Raw genomic sequence first — 18,400 nt, 5'->3', positions numbered from 1 at the left:
AAGGGCATGCAGTCGTATCTGCAGCCCTTTTTAGGAGGAATTCAAGACACCATTAGGACACGTATCGGTAAACAGGTTCAAAAATAGTATGTGTGAAAAGAAAAAGTCCTATACCAAAAGTAGACAGGATCTTATCTTTTTTACATTTTTAAAAATGAAATGCTGTCCTTTTGAAATCAGTACAGCACACATTTGGTTTGTAATGAAATTAGAAAAAGTATACATGAAAATGGCAGACAACTATTTTGTTGCCTGCCGGTGCCAGTGGATTGAATGAGTTAGTCAATTCAATAAATTGTGCTATCTCATTACCAGAAGAGTGAAGCCGCTAGTTCAAACGGCTTAGACATAGTTTGTCTAATAAAGAAAAAATTATGAGTAGAAATTTTGTTTGCTCTATATGAAAAGATAAATAGATATTCATCAGACAAGGATAATTTAGCATATCTTGAATAGGGTGTAGGAACGAATTAAAGAAAGGGATATTTGTTTAGGAAGGGACTGACTCAGGAGTGGGACTTTCGGACAGGGTTTGGGGAGCGGTGATTGCCTTTGGCATTGCGACTAATATCGTTGCTTGTATAATGGCGGTATACATTCAAAAATATGAGCTAATGATAAATCATCTTACAAATATTTTATTTTTAATAATTATCTCTTTAACGTTTATAAAGATGAAAATTAACAGATGGGTGGCTTTAGGATTTACATTAGTTGTAATAGAGAAAGGTATTAAAGCGGGCTATGACTTCTACACACATAATTATTATAGTGTCAGTTGGAGTTTAGCTATCATTGTCTATTGCATATACGAGATGGAAAAGTATCATATTGAAATAAACGAATAGGCGCAACAAAAAGGTGTTAGTAGGTGGAATTCTTTTTAAAATACTATAAAAAAGACACTACAAGAGTGTCTTTTTTTTGAAAATACTCTATAATTAACTTTGGGGAAGGTAATGTTAGAGTATTCGTTTAGCATTATCTTTATATTTGATAAACCATGAAATCGAAAGATTTTGTGGTTTATTTTATGAACAATAGATATTACAGTATTGGCAGTGAGTTATTAACCATTTTAAGCATTAGGGGAGAATGGATTAAAAGTCTAACATCGAATAACGGTTCCGGAATATAGTGTTGCGAAATGATCTCCCATATCCCAAACGGTACTTGCCTGTATATAGCCCTTAAAGCCTTCTGAAGAATAATAAATCTCTTTTGGTATACTTTCTTTAGTTTGGAAATGTGCTTTAGAGTACTTTACATAATGGTTTTTAACAACTTTTGCTTCTGGAACAATAGTGTTTTTTTGTTCCAATTTTGGCCTAGCACTAGAAGGTGGTATGAATTTTATATTGTCTTGGTAATTAGGATCTAAGGTGTCAGCTTGTACACTGTGTGACGAAACAAAGGTGCTTAGACTACTTCCCGCGATTAAAGTTGCAAATACTAACTTTGAGAATTTTGTTAATCTACTCATTCTATAATCTCCTTTTTATTATTTTGTAAGGTATCTCCTTACACCTCACAGTCTATATCCACTACAAAAGGGTGTACATACATATTGATAGACAAAATTCTACAAAATACCGCATGTTTTTGGGATTTATGTATAATAATCCAATGTCTAATAATCTATCAAAAGTAAAAAGGTAGGTCTTATATAAAAGAAAATGAATAATTTATGCAGGTAATGTATATGGAATTATTGTTTAAATATTCTAAAATGAGTTGATAAAGATGTTGGTAGTTTTTTTGGAAAACAAATAATTCCCTAGGTGAAATTTGGAAGGAAGATTCTCTGTTAGAGTTTTTATAAGGGAATTCATTTTCGTAGATTCAAAATGTAAAAATAACTAAAAGAGCAAGTGTTTCAATGGATAAAAAGCTATGTTGAGTCTTTTTTCTCTGTCGGTGGTCGTCTAATCAATGAAATGATGGATGCTTATGATAGTTTGTGTCTAGCAACATTCGTGTATAAACGAATGAATTAAGAAAAGGGTGAAATATTGGATAACTCGAAATGGATGCCTTTAAGTACTGTTGATGATGATGAGGAAATTTGGGTAGGAGCAAGAGTTAGGTTGTACAATGTTGGTATGAATAGAGAAGATAAAGAAAATAATTTCTATGAATATATTATTTCTTATATCTACGACAACACTAACTACTTACAACTAACTAATTTAACAACAGGAAAAGCAGGTTATATTATTTGTGTCATTGAAAAAGAATTACCAAATAATTATGCTTTGGGCAGAACATTAAAGCAAAGAATAGGTTTAGAAAATACCTATTTTAGATTTGAATAATCAACAAATAAGGGAAGCACCAACTCTAAGGTGTCTTCCCTTATTTAATACTTTTTATCAATAATTAATATTAACAGAGCCTAAATAAAAAAGTGAGAAAAATGATAAACACTCTTCTCACTTTCATCAATTAGGGTGGCATATACATAAATATGCGTTTGGGTGGATTTTGGATGAAAAATCCACATGCATAGTATAACAAAAAAATTATGGCTTTTCGCATGTAATATTGCATATGAAAAATAGTAAAGTTTTAAATTTTAATATTAACAACTTATATATATGTGTTACAATGTAATTCTCTAATTTATTTTATTCTCCTATTTAGAATTTATAGTTTAGTGATTCAATAATACAAAAGTGGTTGTAATAAATAGATAAAACGATGAAATAATACAGTTAGAATGGTTAAAAGGCAGTTAAATATAAGTATTAAAAGAAATAAATTTACTTATTTATGTTTAGTGAATGTATTATGGTAAGAATTTCATCCGATTGGATTAGCGCTAAACTAGATTTTTATCCAAACAAATCCAATAATTATTTTTTAAATGAAGTATATGTTGCGTCAAGTTTATTTGGAATAATTCGTAGTCTAATAATTGCTGAATCTAGAAAAATAACATATTTGAAAGGAGGACAGATAAAACTCTGTCTGTGAAAATTAAATCTCTAAATTATAAAGTATGGATAATAGGATGTAATTGTGGTTTCATTTCGAATGGTACCATAAATGAATGTGGAAAAGTAAAGGAGAAAAATTTAAATAAACTATATAAGTAGTAAAAATGAAAAGGAGAAGTAGCTAGTGTTTAATATAAAAGAAAGATTGGGGCAAATAAAGCTTAAAACGAAGTTGTCTATGGCATTTATAGCAATATTAATTATACCAAGCCTTATCGTAGGAGTATCATCTTATAATAAAGCAAAAACAGATCTTAATGAAACAATTCTACAATCAGCAAAAGATAATATAAGTATTTTAGATAAGATTGTTGATGATGAATTAGAAAATAAGCATACAGATATCACTCATTTTGCAAAGGTACTCACACAAGGGGATTATAATCCTGAACAATCGCAAAATGTACAGAATAAATTTGATCAATATATACAGTTACATCCAGAGATAGAAACGATTTATACGGCATCCAGTAACAGTCAATTTATTCATGCACCTGTTGGAAAAATACCAGAAGGGTTTAATCCGCTAGAAAGCAGTTGGTATAAGGATGCAGTAAAAGCAGATGGAGAGATTATTGTTTCATCTCCATATAAATCAAAGTCTACAGGAAATATGGTAATTGCAATTGCAAAGCAGAATGCAGATAAAAGTGGTGTCATTGGCGTAGATTTGAATATTAAAGATATCGTAAAAACATCCAAAATGATAAAAATTGGGAAGCAAGGATTTGTATCTATAGTTAGTCAAGATAAAACTATAGTTGTTCATCCATCACTAAAACCTGGAGAGAAATTAGATAAAACTTTAGTGGATGAATTGTACAAGACAGAAGATGGAGTAATTACTTATAGCCTCAATGGTGAAGATCGAAACATAAGCTTTAAGACAAATAAAAAAACAGGTTGGAAAATAGCTGGCGTAATGCCTACGAAAGAAATTGAAGAAGCTACCAATCCTATTTTTTATAAAACGCTCACTATAATAGGTGCTTCATTATTGTTAGGTGGAATTGTAATTCTATTCATACTCAAATCTATAATTACTCCACTAAGACAATTAGTCATTTCAGCTCAAAGAATTAGTCAAGGAGATTTAACCGAGAAAATAGATATTCGTTCAAAGGATGAACTTGGTCAATTAGGTGGTAGTTTCAATACAATGGCAGAGTCGTTACGTAATATTATTTCTCAAATTAACACATCTGCAGGACATGTAGCTGCGTCTTCTGAGGAACTAACTGCTAGTGTAGAGCAAGCAAGTGTTGCAACAGAACAAATTACAAAAGAGATGGAAGAAATCTCGAACAGTGCAGAGGTTCAAAATAATGAAGTTGAGTCTGGAGCTGAATTAATTGGTGAGGTAACACGAAATATTCAATACGTAGCTGAGAATGCTTCTGAAGTATCGGCTTCATCCATATACACTAAACAAAAAGCCAATGAAGGTGAACAATTAGTAGAACAAACTGTAACACAAATGCAGTCTATCCATCACTCTGTTTCTCAATCCGATAATGTCATAAAATTATTAGATAAGAAATCACAGCAAATTGGCAGTATATTAGAAGCGATTCAAAATATTGCGGAACAAACAAATTTATTAGCATTAAATGCAGCGATTGAAGCAGCTAGAGCTGGGGAACAGGGGAGAGGGTTTGCAATTGTTGCCGATGAAGTTAGAAAGTTGGCGGAGCAATCATCCGGATCTTCAATGGAAATTGGAAGTTTAATTAAAGAAATACAAGCAGACGTACATGAGACTGTAAAAGCTATGAATGAAGTAGGCGTAGAAGTACAGTCGGGAATTAAGGTTGCGAATGATACAAAACAAAGTTTTTATGAGATTTCAAAATCTGCAAATGATATTGTGTCAAAAGTGCATGATATGGTGGAACTATCTAATACAATGACTACTGATGCAATGAAAGTCGATACATCGATTGATCAAATAGCTATGGCTGTAAAAGAAAATTCTTCAAGTATGCAAACGATAGCTGGTTCATCTGAGGAACAACATGCTTCTATGGAAGAGATAAATTCTTCAGCAATACAATTAGCACAGATGGCGGAAGAACTTCAAGAGTTAATTGGTGGATTTAAGATTTAAGTTGAGATTCTAGGAGAGAATGCTAGAATCTTGTTACAGAGTGGAAATGAAAAATCTTATAACATAGTAAATAAGTATAATATGTACTCTCTATGCGTATTGAACAGGCAGATAAGCCATTTAAAAACCCTCCAAATGGAGGGTTTTTAAATACATTTACATTAAATTTGTGGTGGTGCACCACCATAATCGCCAACACTATATGAAGGAGCAGGATAATGCCCATGAGTAGCAAGCTGATCTGTTTTAGAAAACTGAAAAATTCCCACCGTTAATACCCCAATAAAAGCAATGCTTGATAATAATAAGCTAATTTTTTTCATTATTTTAACACTCCTTTTGCGATTGATTTTTGTCTTGCTTGATAACAAATATGGAAATAGTCACTTACTTTTTGGTGGTTCTCTAATTGTCTACATTTTGTGGCAAATAATTCGGCGTATTCGACAACATATTCCCATAATTCTTCTTCCTCAAAGTATAAGATTCCTTCTTGAATGATTTTTTCTAATTCTTCCAATGGAATATTTTCATTTAATTTTTTTAAAATAGAGAAGTGGTGTGTATATTCTTCGTTATGAATCTCTCTGCAAATCTGTAGTCCCTTATCAATGAGTTGGCTGGCCGTTGATTGTTCTCCTAACTTATAATGTTCCTTAGCTTGTAGGAAGATGGCCTTGAAGTGTGTAGGGATTTTCTCTGTTACTTCTGAAAGGTGACGAATAGCTAAAGTAGACATACTTTGATCAGAATACAGCCACCCCATAGTATTTTTTACGTATAACAAGGAATCTTCTTCCCTATTTTTTTGTAGTAAATCAATTGCACAATGTAGATATTCTTCTGCTTGTTCGTACTGTTTTAAATAGATGCAGCAACCACCTAGCAAACTATTACAAAAGGCTGTTTTTACTTCATAACCTTCGTACTTTGAAAAGATTGCTCTCGATTTATTTGCGTATTCGATAGAAGCGAGATTGTTATAGGTATGGTGATAGAAAGTAGCAATTCTATAGTAAAATTCGGCGTGTTCAATTTCATCTGGTATAGCTACCAATATTTTTTCTGCTAGTTTATAATGTTCCTCTGCCTCAGTATAATTTGATATAAAAGTGGAATGAATGGATTTGAAAAAATGATAATAGAATTGTAGAAATTGATCTGTAGGCATATCATAATCGCTAATAGTATCAAAACTATTTTGTTGAATACCAAGGCTATCTGTTAAGACCTTGTAACGAAATTCGAGTAGTGAATAGTATAGTAACAAATTTTGATCCTGATGCTCTTGATTCGGTTCAATGCTTAACTTACTAATTTTTTCATCAATTTTCTTTTTTAGATTAGTAGCTTTTATAACTTGCTGAGATAGCATAGATCGATACCAGTCGTTCAATAGAGAGGTTAATTGCTCATTTCCTTTTACTGAGACACTCATAATATACGCCCCCATTTTCTAAAAAAATCCTAATCCAATTTAATTATAAACATCATAACAAAATAGAAGAAAAAATGGAGTGATATTACAATATTTTTCAAGAAAATTCATAAAAAACAATCAATTCGTGTCGAATATACGTAGAATAAAACATCCAAAAATAATCAAAAGATGATATGAGTCTTTATACGTTCTATTAGGTGAACTAAGAAACTGTGTTTGAAGATTTATGAAATTTCTTTTTCTTAAAACGATCAATTATGTGTTAATTTTTAGATTATTTTATCGGATAAATATAGTATGTATCCCACCAAATGTATAAATCTTGCGTATGTAAATAAGAAGAGAATAAAGGAAATAAAAAAGAACTTGTAAGAATTCCTACAGGTTCTTTTTTAGATAATGTAAAAGGTGAAACAGACTATGTCATTATTTGTAATAGTAAAATTATCTTACGTATGGTTTTGTTTTATTTTATCATTTTAGCCAAGAAGACTCCCTCCATAAGGAACTCACAGCAAGTATGGGTAAGTGGGAGTAGTTCAAAGCATGCAATATTGTTTGATTTGGCTAATACATAGATTTCTCATCTCAGAACTGGTGTAAGAATTATAATGTTTATACCATTCTATTGTATTTTCTAAAGTCTGTTGTAGGGGCCATTTTGGCTGCCAATTAAGATTGAATTTTGCTTTGCTAATGTCAAGGTTTAGTAAATTTGCTTCATGAAAATTTATTGGACCTATATTTTCTGCTGTCCAATCCCCGCAGCCCCAAATATCTAGTAAACTGGTCACTAATTTTTCTACTGAAACAATATTGCTTAGGGATGGCCCGAAGTTCCATGCTCCTGAAAAAAGGATACCATTATTTATAATTTTTTCTGTAAGGAGTAAATACCCGCTTAAAGGTTCTAGTACATGTTGCCAGGGTCTAATAGCAGTAGGATTTCTAATAATAATCTTTTTGTTTGATTCTAATGCTCGTATACAATCGGGAATAATTCTATCTATTGACCAATCACCACCACCAATTACATTACCAGCTCGAACACTTGCAATTATTTTCTTGTGTTGAGAAAATTTTTCTTCTGAAAAGTAAGAATTACGATAGGAAGAAATTAAAAGTTCGCAGCATCCTTTGCTTGAGCTATATATGTCATGGCCGCCCATAGGGTCAATTTCACGATAACCCCAAGGCCATTCTTTATTTTCATAGCACTTGTCACTTGTCACCATAATTCCTATTTTAGCTGATTCATGTAATCGAATTGCCTCTAGTACATTCATAGTTCCTACAACGTTTACCTCGTATGTTTCTCTAGGATATTCATATGAATACTTAACTAGAGGTTGGGCAGCTAAATGGAATACAATTTCAGGTTTATAATCTGTAAAAACCTTATTTAATTTATTAAAATCTCTAATGTCTCCACGAATATCAATTATATTATTTTGAAGGTTAGTAATGTTAAAGTTATCATTTTTATTTTTAGGATCTAATGAATATCCGATTACAGCAGCACCTAATTCATTCAACCATAGGGATAACCAAGAACCTTTAAAACCAGTATGTCCAGTAATTAAAATTCTTTTTCCGTAAAAAGCATTATTAAAGTTTCGGTTTAACAATTAGTCCACCTCCTTTAGTACCCTATTTTTAGGGAGTTAGGTATAAATGTTTATTATTTTTATACCAATTAACAGTTTTTATAATTCCTTCTTCAATATTAATTCTAGGTTCCCAGGAAAGAGAGTTTTTTATTTTTTGCACATCCGCTTCAGGAACCCATCTTTCATTTGTTCTAGAGGAAATTGCACCGTAATTTGGTCTGGAATTGGTTTTCAAATGTTTGAATAATAATTCTACATAATGTTTCAAGGGGTGAATAGTGCCGCTCCCAATATTAAAGATTTCATTTTGTACAGTAGTATTTTCTACTGCTAGGATACAGGCATCTATTACATTTTCTATATAACAATAATCTCTTAATTGATTACATAAAGTTAAATTTACATCTTTGTTTTGTAATACTCGCAAGATTATATAGCTAAAAATTTTATGCGGCTCTTCGCCTTCTCCGAATATGCCAAAAGGTCTTAATGTTATAAGATTAATATTGTTTTCGCTAGCAATTTGATGGGCGAGTATAGTAGCAGCAGCTTTGGTACTTCCATAGATGTCCACAGGAGTTAGTAACATATTTTCATGAATAGGTTCCATCTTGTTACCGTATTCAGAACTACTCCCAAAATTGATGATTTTTTTACAATTCACCAATTTTGCTGCTTGAATAATGTTACAAGTCCCTATAACATTTGTTTCTATAGCATGGATGTAATCTGTATGGGCAGAATTTACACCATAGGCTGCCAGGTGAAAGATATAATCGGGATTAATTTTCTTTATTGCATCTTGTACTTGTTTTTTATCTCGTATATCTATTTCATAGGTTTCAATATATTTTAGAATATCCTTTAGTCTCCAAGAGTTTGATGGTGTTCTTATGAAAAGAACAATTTTTGCTTGTAAATTTAAAAGTCTTCGTGCCAAGTGAGAACCAATAAAACCGTATCCACCAGTAATAAGGAAAGTTTTATTTTTAAATGAAGCAATCATAGTGATAATCTATCCTTTATTAAGATGTATTTTTAGTTGCTGAAATAAATAGATTTATTTTTAAATAAGGAAAGTATCAGTCTTAATTGTGATGAGGGGAGGGGTATTTAAAATAATTTTTTATTGTTGTTGTATCAATTTGGTCAGCAAATAAAGAGGAGGGAGATTTTTGAAAAGTATTATGAAGGGTATGACATGTCTTGTTCAATTGTTCAATATAAGGAATGTATATATAATCTAAAACTGCTGGAGGTAATTCTAAAGTTTCTTGTTTCCATAAATCGAACTCATTTGGATTAATAATTTGCATACTTCCAAAATGAAAAGCTATTAATTCATCTTGATCAATAAAAACTTTATTATCTGTTTTGGATATAGAACTGCTATTTAAAATGACATTCCAAGGTGCTGCATCAATACCTTTATGAGTCATAATTTTTATATTAGAAAAGATGTTAGGAATGTGATTTAAATATTTTTGGTCACCCCATCTATTCATTTCAACATCATATTGATTATTGCAATATTCTAGGCATTTATCTTTCCACCATGTTAAAATTTCTTTACTATTTTGATCGTTTTTGAAGCCTACTAAACCAGCTTGGTATATACCGTGTATGCTTTCAATTTCAGTAGAGCTTCTTTGAGGGCAAAGGAATACAGAGTACTTCCACCATTCATCAAGAATGATATTAGGTGCTGTAAAGAAATACATATCAGCATCACAATATATAATGTGATCAACTTCCGGATAAAGACTAAGGACATGTAGACATAGGGGCGCTTTTAATGTCCAACAATATTCTTGTAAACTTCTATCATTTTTTATACTGAGGAGTTCATGATTTTCAATATCCTTTACCGGAATTAGTATGGCATGCTTTAATTTTAATTTCTCTAATATTTGATACGTTAGATCATCCATACAACAAATCCATACAGTAAATTTAGCGTTGAAATTTTCTAAGGAATAATAAGAAGTCAATCCTTGGATTAATCGTTCTTTACTTATAATCATGGAAAAGTTCATAAAATGATTGGATTGATTCATTTTTCTTCTTAATTGTGAATCTTTATATAAAGTTTGAGCTTTATTTATATCTTTTTTACTTAAAAATTGTTTAGTATCTTTATTGAATTTATCCTTTAATTGCTTTAAAACAAATTGAATTCTCTCTAAATACGGAGTGTAAATATGGTTTAATATATTATTGGGTATTGAAATTTCTCCCAAAGACCAAAGATCAAAATCATTTTCAGTAAAGATAGTAATACATGCAAAATGGTAAACAACTAGTTTGTCGTTTTCAATAAATATATCGTTTTTAGTCTTGTCAATTTTATAATCGTTATTATATATACAGTTCCAAGGCGCAGCATTTATACCTAAGTTATTTGAAATTTTTACTTTTGGAAAATATATAGGGATATAATCTAAATACTTTTGGTCTCCAAATTTCCCCTCCTCAGCCTCGGCACTGCACCAATCTATACATTTATTTTTCCACCATCTTACACTTTTTAGTCCATAGAGATCATTCTTAAATCCAATTAGACCAGCCTGATATTTTCCATACATTTTTTCTACCCAATCACGATCTCTTTGGGGGGTTAGGAAAATAGAATGGTCACCCCATTCCTCAAAAATAATATTAGGGTCAGAAAAAAAGCATAAATCACCATCACAATATAGAATAGATGGTAAATCATAATTGACCAATAAATATTCTATCAAGACAGATTTTAAAGTCCAACAATATTCATTTACTTTTCTTTTTCTCTTAATTGCTTTTAGTTCACGATCTTCCAATTCTTCAACTTGTAAAAGGTTTACATTAATTAAACTCATTTCTTTTAATAGTGAATATGCAAAAGGATCTATACAACAAATCCACAATGTGAATTTTTCTGAGTACTGCATTAATGATTGCTGTAAAGCAATAATTTTCAAGACATACTCACTACCTACAATGACGCAGAAATGATTATTTAGATCATGTTGTTGATTATAGAATTGGGGATCAATTCTTTTTTGAGTATTTTTTTTGGAGAGATTTGAAGCTTTAATTCCTGTTGAAAGTGGGTTAACTATTTTCTCATTAGAGGGGATATACAATCGAGGTAAACTTATTTTTTTATCATTAGAGTTCAATGCTTATTCAGTCCTCTCCACTAAAATTTATTTGGATTCCAACTTTCATTTACAGTTTTTAAATCTTTAGGTGTATCGACACTAGCCCAAAAGTCATTGTGTTCATAGACTGCGAGCTCATTGTCTTTTATTAAATTTCGAAGAGGATCTTCTTCTAGAACACAATCATCATTACTACTTAAATAATCGAATATTTCTTTGTTAAATACAAAAAAACCGCCATTAATTACTTCATCAAGTAATGGTTTTTCTTTAAAATCAATAGCAATTCCATCTTCGACCGCCAATAGGCCGTATTGACTATTTTTTTTAATTCCAGTTAATGTAGCAATTTTTCCTTTTTCTTTATGGAATGCTATTAGTTGATCAATATCTATATTGGCTAATCCGTCACCATAAGTTAATAAAAAGGTTTCACCCTGTACAAAGGATTCAAGTTTTTTTAGTCTTGCCCCGGTCATTGTATCAATTCCTGTATCTATAAAGTGTATATTCCAATTTTCTAATTTCTGAAGTAGCGTATATTGACTGGTTTTAAAATTCAAACTAAAGTCATTCTCTTTCCAGCTAAAGTCCATAAAATATTCCTTAATTTTCTCACCTTTATATCCTAAGGGCAAAATGAAATCAGAATGTCCATATTTTCTATACCAATTCATTATATGCAAGAGGAGAGGCTTTCCTTGAACTCGAACTAATGGTTTGGGAATGTCCTCTAAAATTCCTTGCATCCGAAGCCCTTTTCCGCCACACAAAATTATGACTTTCATAGATTTATTTCCTTCCTCTCAATATATTTTACTAATTTAAACTATGTAGTTTGTTTGGTAAATGTATACACGGTTGTACCATAATGACAATCAACTAAAAAAATATGTTAGATTTATAATTCAGATGTTGATTAAACGTGGAGAATACACATTGTAGTTTATCATTAATTATATGTAAATTAGGTTCTTTTAAAATCTATGCTTTAGTTTATTTAATATTAATGAAAGAAATTGCTTGTTCTTAAGATAAAAGAAGGGGAAGGAAATCAAGGGAATTGAAGAAGCTTATAATGAAATATCCAAGAAGACAAAATATAAGATAAAGTATGGAAGTAAGTAGTCGTGAATGCACTACATAAGCAGAATATGCTGATCGCATAAATGATTATACAGAAATCAACAGAAGAATAACAAAGGGAATTAGCCATTTGAAGGAAAATGGAACAACTATTTTTACATTTTATAAATTCAAAAAAGAGCACCGCATAAAGGTGCTCTAGTGATGGAACTAATTTTGTAAAGAACTATTTATTCAATAAAGAAGGACTTACGAATTATTATATGAACGTTTTGTTAATTAAGTGTGTATCAATTAGACAGGAATTTTATTTCTCTACACCTATTTGATTTTACGGGCCAAATCATGTTAAAAGTAAGAAGAAAATTATTAAGTTAATGTTATTTTGTTTAAAATAGCATTCCAATCGGAATCATCACCTTCCCATCTATCCTGATAACGTGGGAGTTCAATTGAACAAACCCTCGATATTCCCCAATTTTGTTCAACAATATTAGATATACCCTCCTTGAAATTAACAATAAGGATATTAAAATCCTTATTTGTAATTTCAGATAATACGTTTTGTAATTCAACCGCTTCATCTCGATTTCCCCAAATTCTAATGAATAAAATGGATTCACTACTATTTATTTTTTCAAGGAATTGATTAATTCTAGTGTCTAATTTAGCTTTAAAAGAAGGATAGGTTGATTTCAAATCCTTTTCTGAATTAATAGGAAAATCATGCATTGAAAAACAATTATAATAAGTGTCCTTTATACAGTAGGTAATTCGTTCTGCCCATTTAATTTGATTATCAAATTCTGATTCAATAAGACCGTAACTTTCTGAACCTTCTATAATCATATTTTCCAACTTCATAAATTTTTTAAATCGATTTTGAAGTAATCTGTTTACATCTGAAAGTGATGGATAATAAAACCAATCTAAAGGTCCAGAAAATGTTCTTAAATTGTGTCTTTTGATTTGGTTGGTGACTTGACACAATCCTCCTAAACTTACAATTACGCCATAGGATTTTTGTATATCTTCTAGGTTCATCCTCATCATCCTTTATAAAAGTAATTTAAATTATCTGTTCAGTATATGATGCAATAACATATTGATGTGGACCTATATATCACAGTACATAGAGCTAAGACATTTGTATAAATTTAAAAAGTCAAATACCTAAGTTGAGGGATTTCATCTTTGATGTTATATCATGGAGTTACTATTGGAATGAAAGCTGGTAGGGATATTGCGCCAGAGTTATATTTTCTGCAGTAACTTAATTTAGAAAACTGTTCTTGATTACTGTAGTAAAATTGTTGTTTTTTAAACATTACTTATCCGGATTCATGAAAAGTATTTTAATGTATTATTTTATATAACAATATTTAGTTTTAATATTAAAACTAAAATATGGAAGTAACATAGGGGATTTACGCATATAGTAATGTTAATGGTAAAATTAACAAAATTTTCATTTAAATCAGATAAAACTATGATGTTTTTAACTTATAATAATGTTACTACGATGAAAAAATGGCTACTAATTAGTTAATTTAAAAATCAATTTTAGATAGGAAGAGGATAATGAAGACCAGAGATAGTTATAAAATTATTGTAATTGGTGCTGGGACAGCAGGACTATCTTCTACTGCACATTTATTACGAAATGTACCCCTATTGAAAGAAAGTATAGCAATTATTGATCCATCAAAAAAACATTACTTTCAGCCACTATGGAGTTTAGTGGGGGGAGGAATTGTTTCAAAGGAAAGTACGATGCGTAATCAGGAATCGCTTATTCCAAAAGGGGCAACGTGGATCCCTAAAAGTGTTGTTAAGTTATTTCCATCTGAAAATAAGATACTTTTAGATGACGGACTGCTACTTGAGTATGAAATTCTTATTGTAGCAGCTGGTATACAAATAAATTGGGACAGTATTAAAGGCTTAAAAGAGTCTATTGGCACTAATGGGGTATGTAGCAATTATTCTTATACATATGTTGATTCTACTTGGAGAGAAATTGAAAAATTTAAAGGAGGAAATGCGCTTTTTACCCACCCTAATACTCCTATTAAATGCGGTGGTGCTCCACAAAAAATTATGTACTTAGCAGAGGAGTATTTTTGTAATAGTGGTGTAAGAAACAGAAGTAAAGTAATATTTTATTCTGCAAACAATAACATATTTCAGGTTCCACGATATGCAAATACTTTAGAACAAGTACTAGAAAGAAAGCAAATTATAACGAATTATAATAAAAATCTAGTGGAAATTATCGCCGAAAAGAGAGAGGCAATTTTTGAAGATACGCAAACACTAAAAAGAGAAACCGTACCATATAGTATGATACATGTTGTTCCGCCAATGGGGCCACCTAATTTTATTAAAGAGAGTGAGATAAGTGATCATCAGGGGTGGGTAGATATAAGCCCTTATACTTTGCAGCATGTGCAATATAAAAATATTTTTGGACTTGGAGATTGTACCAATTTACCTACCTCTAAAACTGGAGCAGCAATTCGAAAACAAATACCCGTCTTAAAACAAAATATTATGGACGTACTTAGCGGAAGAGATTTACAGGCTAAATATGATGGATATACATCATGTCCGATTGTTACAGGATATAAAAGTCTTATACTTGCTGAATTTAACTATGAACATGAGCCTCAAGAAACGTTTCCATTTAATCAAGCGAAAGAACGGTATAGTATGTTTTTACTTAAAAGATATATGTTGCCATATATGTATTGGAATTTAATGTTGAAAGGGATTCTATAGGAGAAGATAAAAAGTGGTTACAAAAATTGAAAATTAATTTGAAATAACTAATTGGAGGGAATAGCTATGCTTTTAAAATATTTTTATGATGAAAAATTAGCACATGCTTCCTATTTAGTCGGTTGTCAGAAAGAAGGCGTAGCAATCGTTATTGATCCTAGTCGCTATATAGAACAATATATAGAATTTGCTAAGAAAGAGGGGATGGAAGTAATTGCTGCGGCTGAGACTCATATTCATGCTGATTTTCTTTCTGGGTCTAGAGAACTTTCTAATCTTTACCATGCAAATTTATATGTATCTGATGAAGGAGATTGTGATTGGAAATATCAATATCTTAACGAAGGTCGATACAAATTGGTTAGAGAGGGCACAGAGTTTAAAGTAGGTCATATAAAATTTAATGTAATTCACACCCCAGGGCATACGCCTGAAAGTATTTCTTTTTTAGTAACTGATACAAGTCAAAATAATTATACGAATGATAAACCGATAGGAATATTCACAGGTGATTTTATATTTGTAGGAGATATAGGAAGACCGGATTTATTAGAAACTGCAGTCGGTATTAAAGATACTGCAAAAATAGGAGCGAAACAATTATTTGATTCTATACAAAAAATAAAAATACTTCCTGATTATTTGCAAATATGGCCATCACATGGTGCGGGAAGCGCATGTGGAAAAGCATTAGGAGCAATTCCAACTTCTACATTAGGTTATGAAAAGATGTTCAATTGGGCATTTCGGTGTAATGAAGAAAGTGATTTTATATCGACTTTATTGAGGGGACAGCCAGAGCCTCCAAAGTATTTTTCATTAATGAAGAATTTAAATAAGTATGGTCCGCCAATTCGTAAGAAGAGAAAAAGTACTGCTATTAATACAGTAGAAGAACTTCAAGAAATTTTGAAGAGCGTTTATCAAATAGTTGATATAAGGGATGTAGAGAGTTTTGCTGCAGGTCATATCGAGAAGTCAATTAACATACCTTATAACAATTCTTTCACAACTTGGTGTGGATGGTTATTAGATTATAAAAAAGAAACTTTAATAATTCTAGATGAGGAAAAAGTTAAAGTAGAGGCAGTTATTAGAGAATTTGAATCTATTGGGTTAGATAATATTATTGCTTTTGCACCCTTAAAAGTAATACAAAGACTTGATAGATTTGAAAGTTACAAAGAAAAAACATCGATTGAATTATATCCGCATATAAAAGGTGGAAGCGTTAAGGTTATCGATGTGCGTAGTAAAAAAGAGTGGGAGGAAGGACACCTTCATGATGCAATACATATCACTTTAGGTAATCTATTTGAACAACTAGATTATATACCGAAAGATTTTCCAATAGTTTTGCAATGTCGAACCGGATTACGTTCCGCTATAGCAGCTAGTATTTTACAAAGAGCTGGTATAAAGGAAGTAGTGAATTTAAAGGGAGGATTTCTTGCATGGAAAGAAGAAGGGCTTCCTTATACAACATGCAATCTCAATGTGTAGGAAAATATTATATGCTAGGTAAGAATAATTAAAAGAAGTTATAGATGACGTGTTAGAAAAGGGAATCATAATTGTCGCAGATTCAGGAAATACATTAGGATTATTAATTGATTATCCAGTTAAATATGAAAATGTAATATTTGTTTTAGCATTAAATAATTTAACATTGGATCCATCTTTTATGGAATGGCAGTGTTGGAAGTACTTAGGTATTATCAATAAGAACCCAATTTAAAATTCTCTTGGATGCAAGAGAATTTTTTTATTGGGAATAGTAAGGGGGAGGGGAGGTGCATTACATATGGGAAAAGGTAGAAGTAATAATGCTGGTAAAAAGCAACCGAATTTTGATGATTCATCTAATTTTGCTAAACAAAGCCAACCGACAGAAAAGAAGAAGAAATAAGAACAGGAGCTCTCTTGATAAAGGGAGCTCCTGTTAAAAGTGGACTGACGTTTCAGAATAACATATCGATGGATTAACCCAATAGCCATAAATACAAGGTTTTAATTTTTCGAAGGGCACCTAATTTAATATTATTGTCCTGCTTTTTTATACTTATTGACGCGTTAAATCCATTTAAAATGCTCCTTAATGGCGTTGGGCGTGACCTTCATTAAAATTTTTTAAACCTAATGGGACTTACCATTAAGAGGGCGAGGATTAAAGTAATCCATGCATTACTATATGAAAACAATGCCATACCAGCCAATGATAATCCTGCGGCTGGAATAGGTAATCCCTTAAAATATCCAATAGTTGGTTTAATACTAAATTTAGCTAATCTTAAAGCACCCATTGTTGGGAATAGGATAAATGCCAAAGAAGTTAAAATAGAAGGTGTTGCTATCGTATGAAATAAAAGCGCAGGAGCGACGCCGAAACTAACAATATCAGCTAAGGAATCCAATTCTACGCCAAACTCACTGTTCACTTTTAATTTTCTCGCAATTCTTCCATCAAGAAAATCTAAAACAGCTGAAAAGAAAATGAGAATGGAGGCTGCTCCTAAATATTCACTCATATTCAAGGTGATTGAGAAAACACCGCATAATAAATTTCCAATCGTAAATAAATTCGGTATAACTTTTACAAGCTGATTAAACAAGTTTGTTCCTCCTAAATTAATTAAACTTCACATTTCTGTAGCAATTTCTATATATTCTTCCGTTATTCTTAAAAATATATGACCACTGTATTACTGTAAGCTAATTAAATTTCGATAAGAGAAAAATTGATTTCTTAAATGCTCCACTGGTTTATAAAAATGTTTAATCATTTTCAGTACGCGTTATTGAATATTAGCACTTGATAGTTGATCTTTCGAGTAGTCAGGGATTTTCCAGTTCTGGTGCAAAAAATTCAAGGTAATTAAAAATAATCTCTAAAAAGGAGACATAATGATACTATTATTTTAAAAAGTTCGTGGTTGGTATCGAATATAAAAAAATAGAATTTTTATACAAAAATCACTTGAAAGGGTGCCTTTTGTACCTCTTAAAATGACTGAAGATGTGTTTACTTGAGTTCATTAGGTAGTTAGAGGTTGATAGACTATCTTTAACGAAAATGTTGAGTAGTTCATCTTCATTATATATCAATTTAATAATGATTGGGGATTTAGAAAGTTACATGGAAAGTACATATCAACCTGATTGGAAGATTGGAAATTTAATAACTAGTGATACATTTTACTTAACGCAACATTTTGGTGCGCAAATGAAAATTTTTA

16 protein-coding genes are annotated in these 18,400 nt (G+C 31.1%); 7 read left to right on the top strand and 9 right to left on the bottom strand.

All coding sequences use genetic code 11. From position 1 onward, the window contains the following. Nucleotides 1–512 precede the first annotated feature (512 nt). A complete protein-coding gene (locus HMPREF2590_RS19775; protein WP_000524431.1) occupies nt 513–848 on the top strand; it encodes a hypothetical protein in 336 nt (111 codons plus the stop codon). A 260-nt stretch (nt 849–1,108) separates the two neighbouring features. On the opposite strand, the gene HMPREF2590_RS19770 is transcribed toward HMPREF2590_RS19775, so the two are convergent. Further along, complete coding sequence (locus HMPREF2590_RS19770; protein ID WP_000088957.1) at nt 1,109–1,483, bottom strand: hypothetical protein; 375 nt, start codon at nt 1,481–1,483, stop codon at nt 1,109–1,111. A 388-nt stretch (nt 1,484–1,871) separates the two neighbouring features. Between HMPREF2590_RS19770 and HMPREF2590_RS30865 the strand changes: the two genes are divergently transcribed. The 3 genes from HMPREF2590_RS30865 (at nt 1,872) to HMPREF2590_RS19760 (ending at nt 5,106) form a co-directional block, all read left to right on the top strand. Continuing rightward, nucleotides 1,872–1,997 (top strand): transposase, encoded by a 126-nt coding sequence (locus HMPREF2590_RS30865; protein ID WP_074595601.1) that lies wholly within the window; start codon nt 1,872–1,874, stop codon nt 1,995–1,997. Nucleotides 1,998–2,030: 33 nt separating this feature from the next. Continuing rightward, nucleotides 2,031–2,315: a hypothetical protein gene (locus HMPREF2590_RS19765; RefSeq protein WP_050822215.1), complete on the top strand. Its 285-nt coding sequence runs from the start codon at nt 2,031–2,033 to the stop codon at nt 2,313–2,315. Between the two features lie 808 nt (nt 2,316–3,123). Continuing rightward, the gene (locus HMPREF2590_RS19760; RefSeq protein ID WP_050822023.1) at nt 3,124–5,106 is read left to right on the top strand and encodes a methyl-accepting chemotaxis protein; all 1,983 of its coding nucleotides are present in this window, start codon (nt 3,124–3,126) and stop codon (nt 5,104–5,106) included. Nucleotides 5,107–5,267: 161 nt separating this feature from the next. On the opposite strand, the gene HMPREF2590_RS30450 is transcribed toward HMPREF2590_RS19760, so the two are convergent. The 7 genes from HMPREF2590_RS30450 to HMPREF2590_RS19725 form a co-directional block, all read right to left on the bottom strand. Further along, nucleotides 5,268–5,429 carry a hypothetical protein gene (locus tag HMPREF2590_RS30450; protein WP_000724116.1) on the bottom strand — a complete coding sequence of 54 codons (162 nt, stop codon included), beginning with the start codon at nt 5,427–5,429 and terminating at the stop codon, nt 5,268–5,270. Then, on the bottom strand, nt 5,429–6,544 hold the full coding sequence (locus HMPREF2590_RS19750; RefSeq protein ID WP_000116963.1) for a Rap family tetratricopeptide repeat protein: 1,116 nt from the start codon (nt 6,542–6,544) through the stop codon (nt 5,429–5,431). Before HMPREF2590_RS19750 ends, HMPREF2590_RS30450 begins: the two co-directional genes overlap by 1 nt. Before the next feature lie 542 nt (nt 6,545–7,086). Continuing rightward, the gene (rfbG, locus tag HMPREF2590_RS19745) at nt 7,087–8,175 is read right to left on the bottom strand and encodes a CDP-glucose 4,6-dehydratase (protein WP_070861499.1); all 1,089 of its coding nucleotides are present in this window, start codon (nt 8,173–8,175) and stop codon (nt 7,087–7,089) included. Between the two features lie 28 nt (nt 8,176–8,203). After that, nucleotides 8,204–9,163 carry an NAD-dependent epimerase/dehydratase family protein gene (locus HMPREF2590_RS19740; protein ID WP_000561952.1) on the bottom strand — a complete coding sequence of 320 codons (960 nt, stop codon included), beginning with the start codon at nt 9,161–9,163 and terminating at the stop codon, nt 8,204–8,206. An 82-nt stretch (nt 9,164–9,245) separates the two neighbouring features. Beyond that, nucleotides 9,246–11,315: a hypothetical protein gene (locus HMPREF2590_RS19735; protein WP_001087521.1), complete on the bottom strand. Its 2,070-nt coding sequence runs from the start codon at nt 11,313–11,315 to the stop codon at nt 9,246–9,248. Between the two features lie 20 nt (nt 11,316–11,335). Continuing rightward, nucleotides 11,336–12,085 (bottom strand): sugar phosphate nucleotidyltransferase, encoded by a 750-nt coding sequence (locus HMPREF2590_RS19730; RefSeq protein ID WP_000864433.1) that lies wholly within the window; start codon nt 12,083–12,085, stop codon nt 11,336–11,338. Between the two features lie 667 nt (nt 12,086–12,752). After that, nucleotides 12,753–13,427, bottom strand: a complete 675-nt coding sequence (locus HMPREF2590_RS19725; protein WP_044584736.1) for a papain-like cysteine peptidase — start codon at nt 13,425–13,427, stop codon at nt 12,753–12,755. Nucleotides 13,428–13,964: 537 nt separating this feature from the next. Between HMPREF2590_RS19725 and HMPREF2590_RS19720 the strand changes: the two genes are divergently transcribed. Beyond that, the gene (locus HMPREF2590_RS19720) at nt 13,965–15,164 is read left to right on the top strand and encodes an FAD/NAD(P)-binding oxidoreductase (RefSeq protein WP_000857316.1); all 1,200 of its coding nucleotides are present in this window, start codon (nt 13,965–13,967) and stop codon (nt 15,162–15,164) included. Nucleotides 15,165–15,230: 66 nt separating this feature from the next. After that, nucleotides 15,231–16,667 (top strand): MBL fold metallo-hydrolase, encoded by a 1,437-nt coding sequence (locus HMPREF2590_RS19715; protein WP_050822022.1) that lies wholly within the window; start codon nt 15,231–15,233, stop codon nt 16,665–16,667. Nucleotides 16,668–17,284: 617 nt separating this feature from the next. On the opposite strand, the gene pssA is transcribed toward HMPREF2590_RS19715, so the two are convergent. Further along, a complete protein-coding gene (gene pssA / locus HMPREF2590_RS19705; RefSeq protein WP_000483080.1) occupies nt 17,285–17,776 on the bottom strand; it encodes a CDP-diacylglycerol--serine O-phosphatidyltransferase in 492 nt (163 codons plus the stop codon). A 500-nt stretch (nt 17,777–18,276) separates the two neighbouring features. Between pssA and HMPREF2590_RS19700 the strand changes: the two genes are divergently transcribed. Further along, on the top strand, nt 18,277–18,400 hold a 124-nt coding region (locus HMPREF2590_RS19700), incomplete at its 3' end, for a DUF5065 domain-containing protein (RefSeq protein ID WP_070861517.1).

Source organism: Bacillus sp. HMSC036E02 (genome assembly GCF_001836235.1).
In the GTDB taxonomy this organism is placed as follows: Bacteria; Bacillota; Bacilli; order Bacillales; family Bacillaceae_G; genus Bacillus_A; species Bacillus_A cereus.
Note: the sequence above shows the minus strand (reverse complement) of the source record. Positions and strands in the feature narration are given on the sequence as shown.

What these genes read in the sequence shown, in the direction of transcription:
- HMPREF2590_RS19715 (WP_050822022.1), top strand. Translation starts at nt 15,231, where the DNA reads ATGCTTTTAAAATATTTTTATGATGAAAAATTAGCACATGCTTCCTAT.
- HMPREF2590_RS30450 (WP_000724116.1), bottom strand. Translation starts at nt 5,429, where the DNA reads ATGAAAAAAATTAGCTTATTATTATCAAGCATTGCTTTTATTGGGGTA.
- HMPREF2590_RS19720 (WP_000857316.1), top strand. Translation starts at nt 13,965, where the DNA reads ATGAAGACCAGAGATAGTTATAAAATTATTGTAATTGGTGCTGGGACA.
- HMPREF2590_RS19725 (WP_044584736.1), bottom strand. Translation starts at nt 13,427, where the DNA reads ATGAACCTAGAAGATATACAAAAATCCTATGGCGTAATTGTAAGTTTA.
- HMPREF2590_RS19750 (WP_000116963.1), bottom strand. Translation starts at nt 6,544, where the DNA reads ATGAGTGTCTCAGTAAAAGGAAATGAGCAATTAACCTCTCTATTGAAC.
- HMPREF2590_RS19765 (WP_050822215.1), top strand. Translation starts at nt 2,031, where the DNA reads ATGCCTTTAAGTACTGTTGATGATGATGAGGAAATTTGGGTAGGAGCA.
- HMPREF2590_RS19770 (WP_000088957.1), bottom strand. Translation starts at nt 1,483, where the DNA reads ATGAGTAGATTAACAAAATTCTCAAAGTTAGTATTTGCAACTTTAATC.
- HMPREF2590_RS19730 (WP_000864433.1), bottom strand. Translation starts at nt 12,085, where the DNA reads ATGAAAGTCATAATTTTGTGTGGCGGAAAAGGGCTTCGGATGCAAGGA.
- HMPREF2590_RS19740 (WP_000561952.1), bottom strand. Translation starts at nt 9,163, where the DNA reads ATGATTGCTTCATTTAAAAATAAAACTTTCCTTATTACTGGTGGATAC.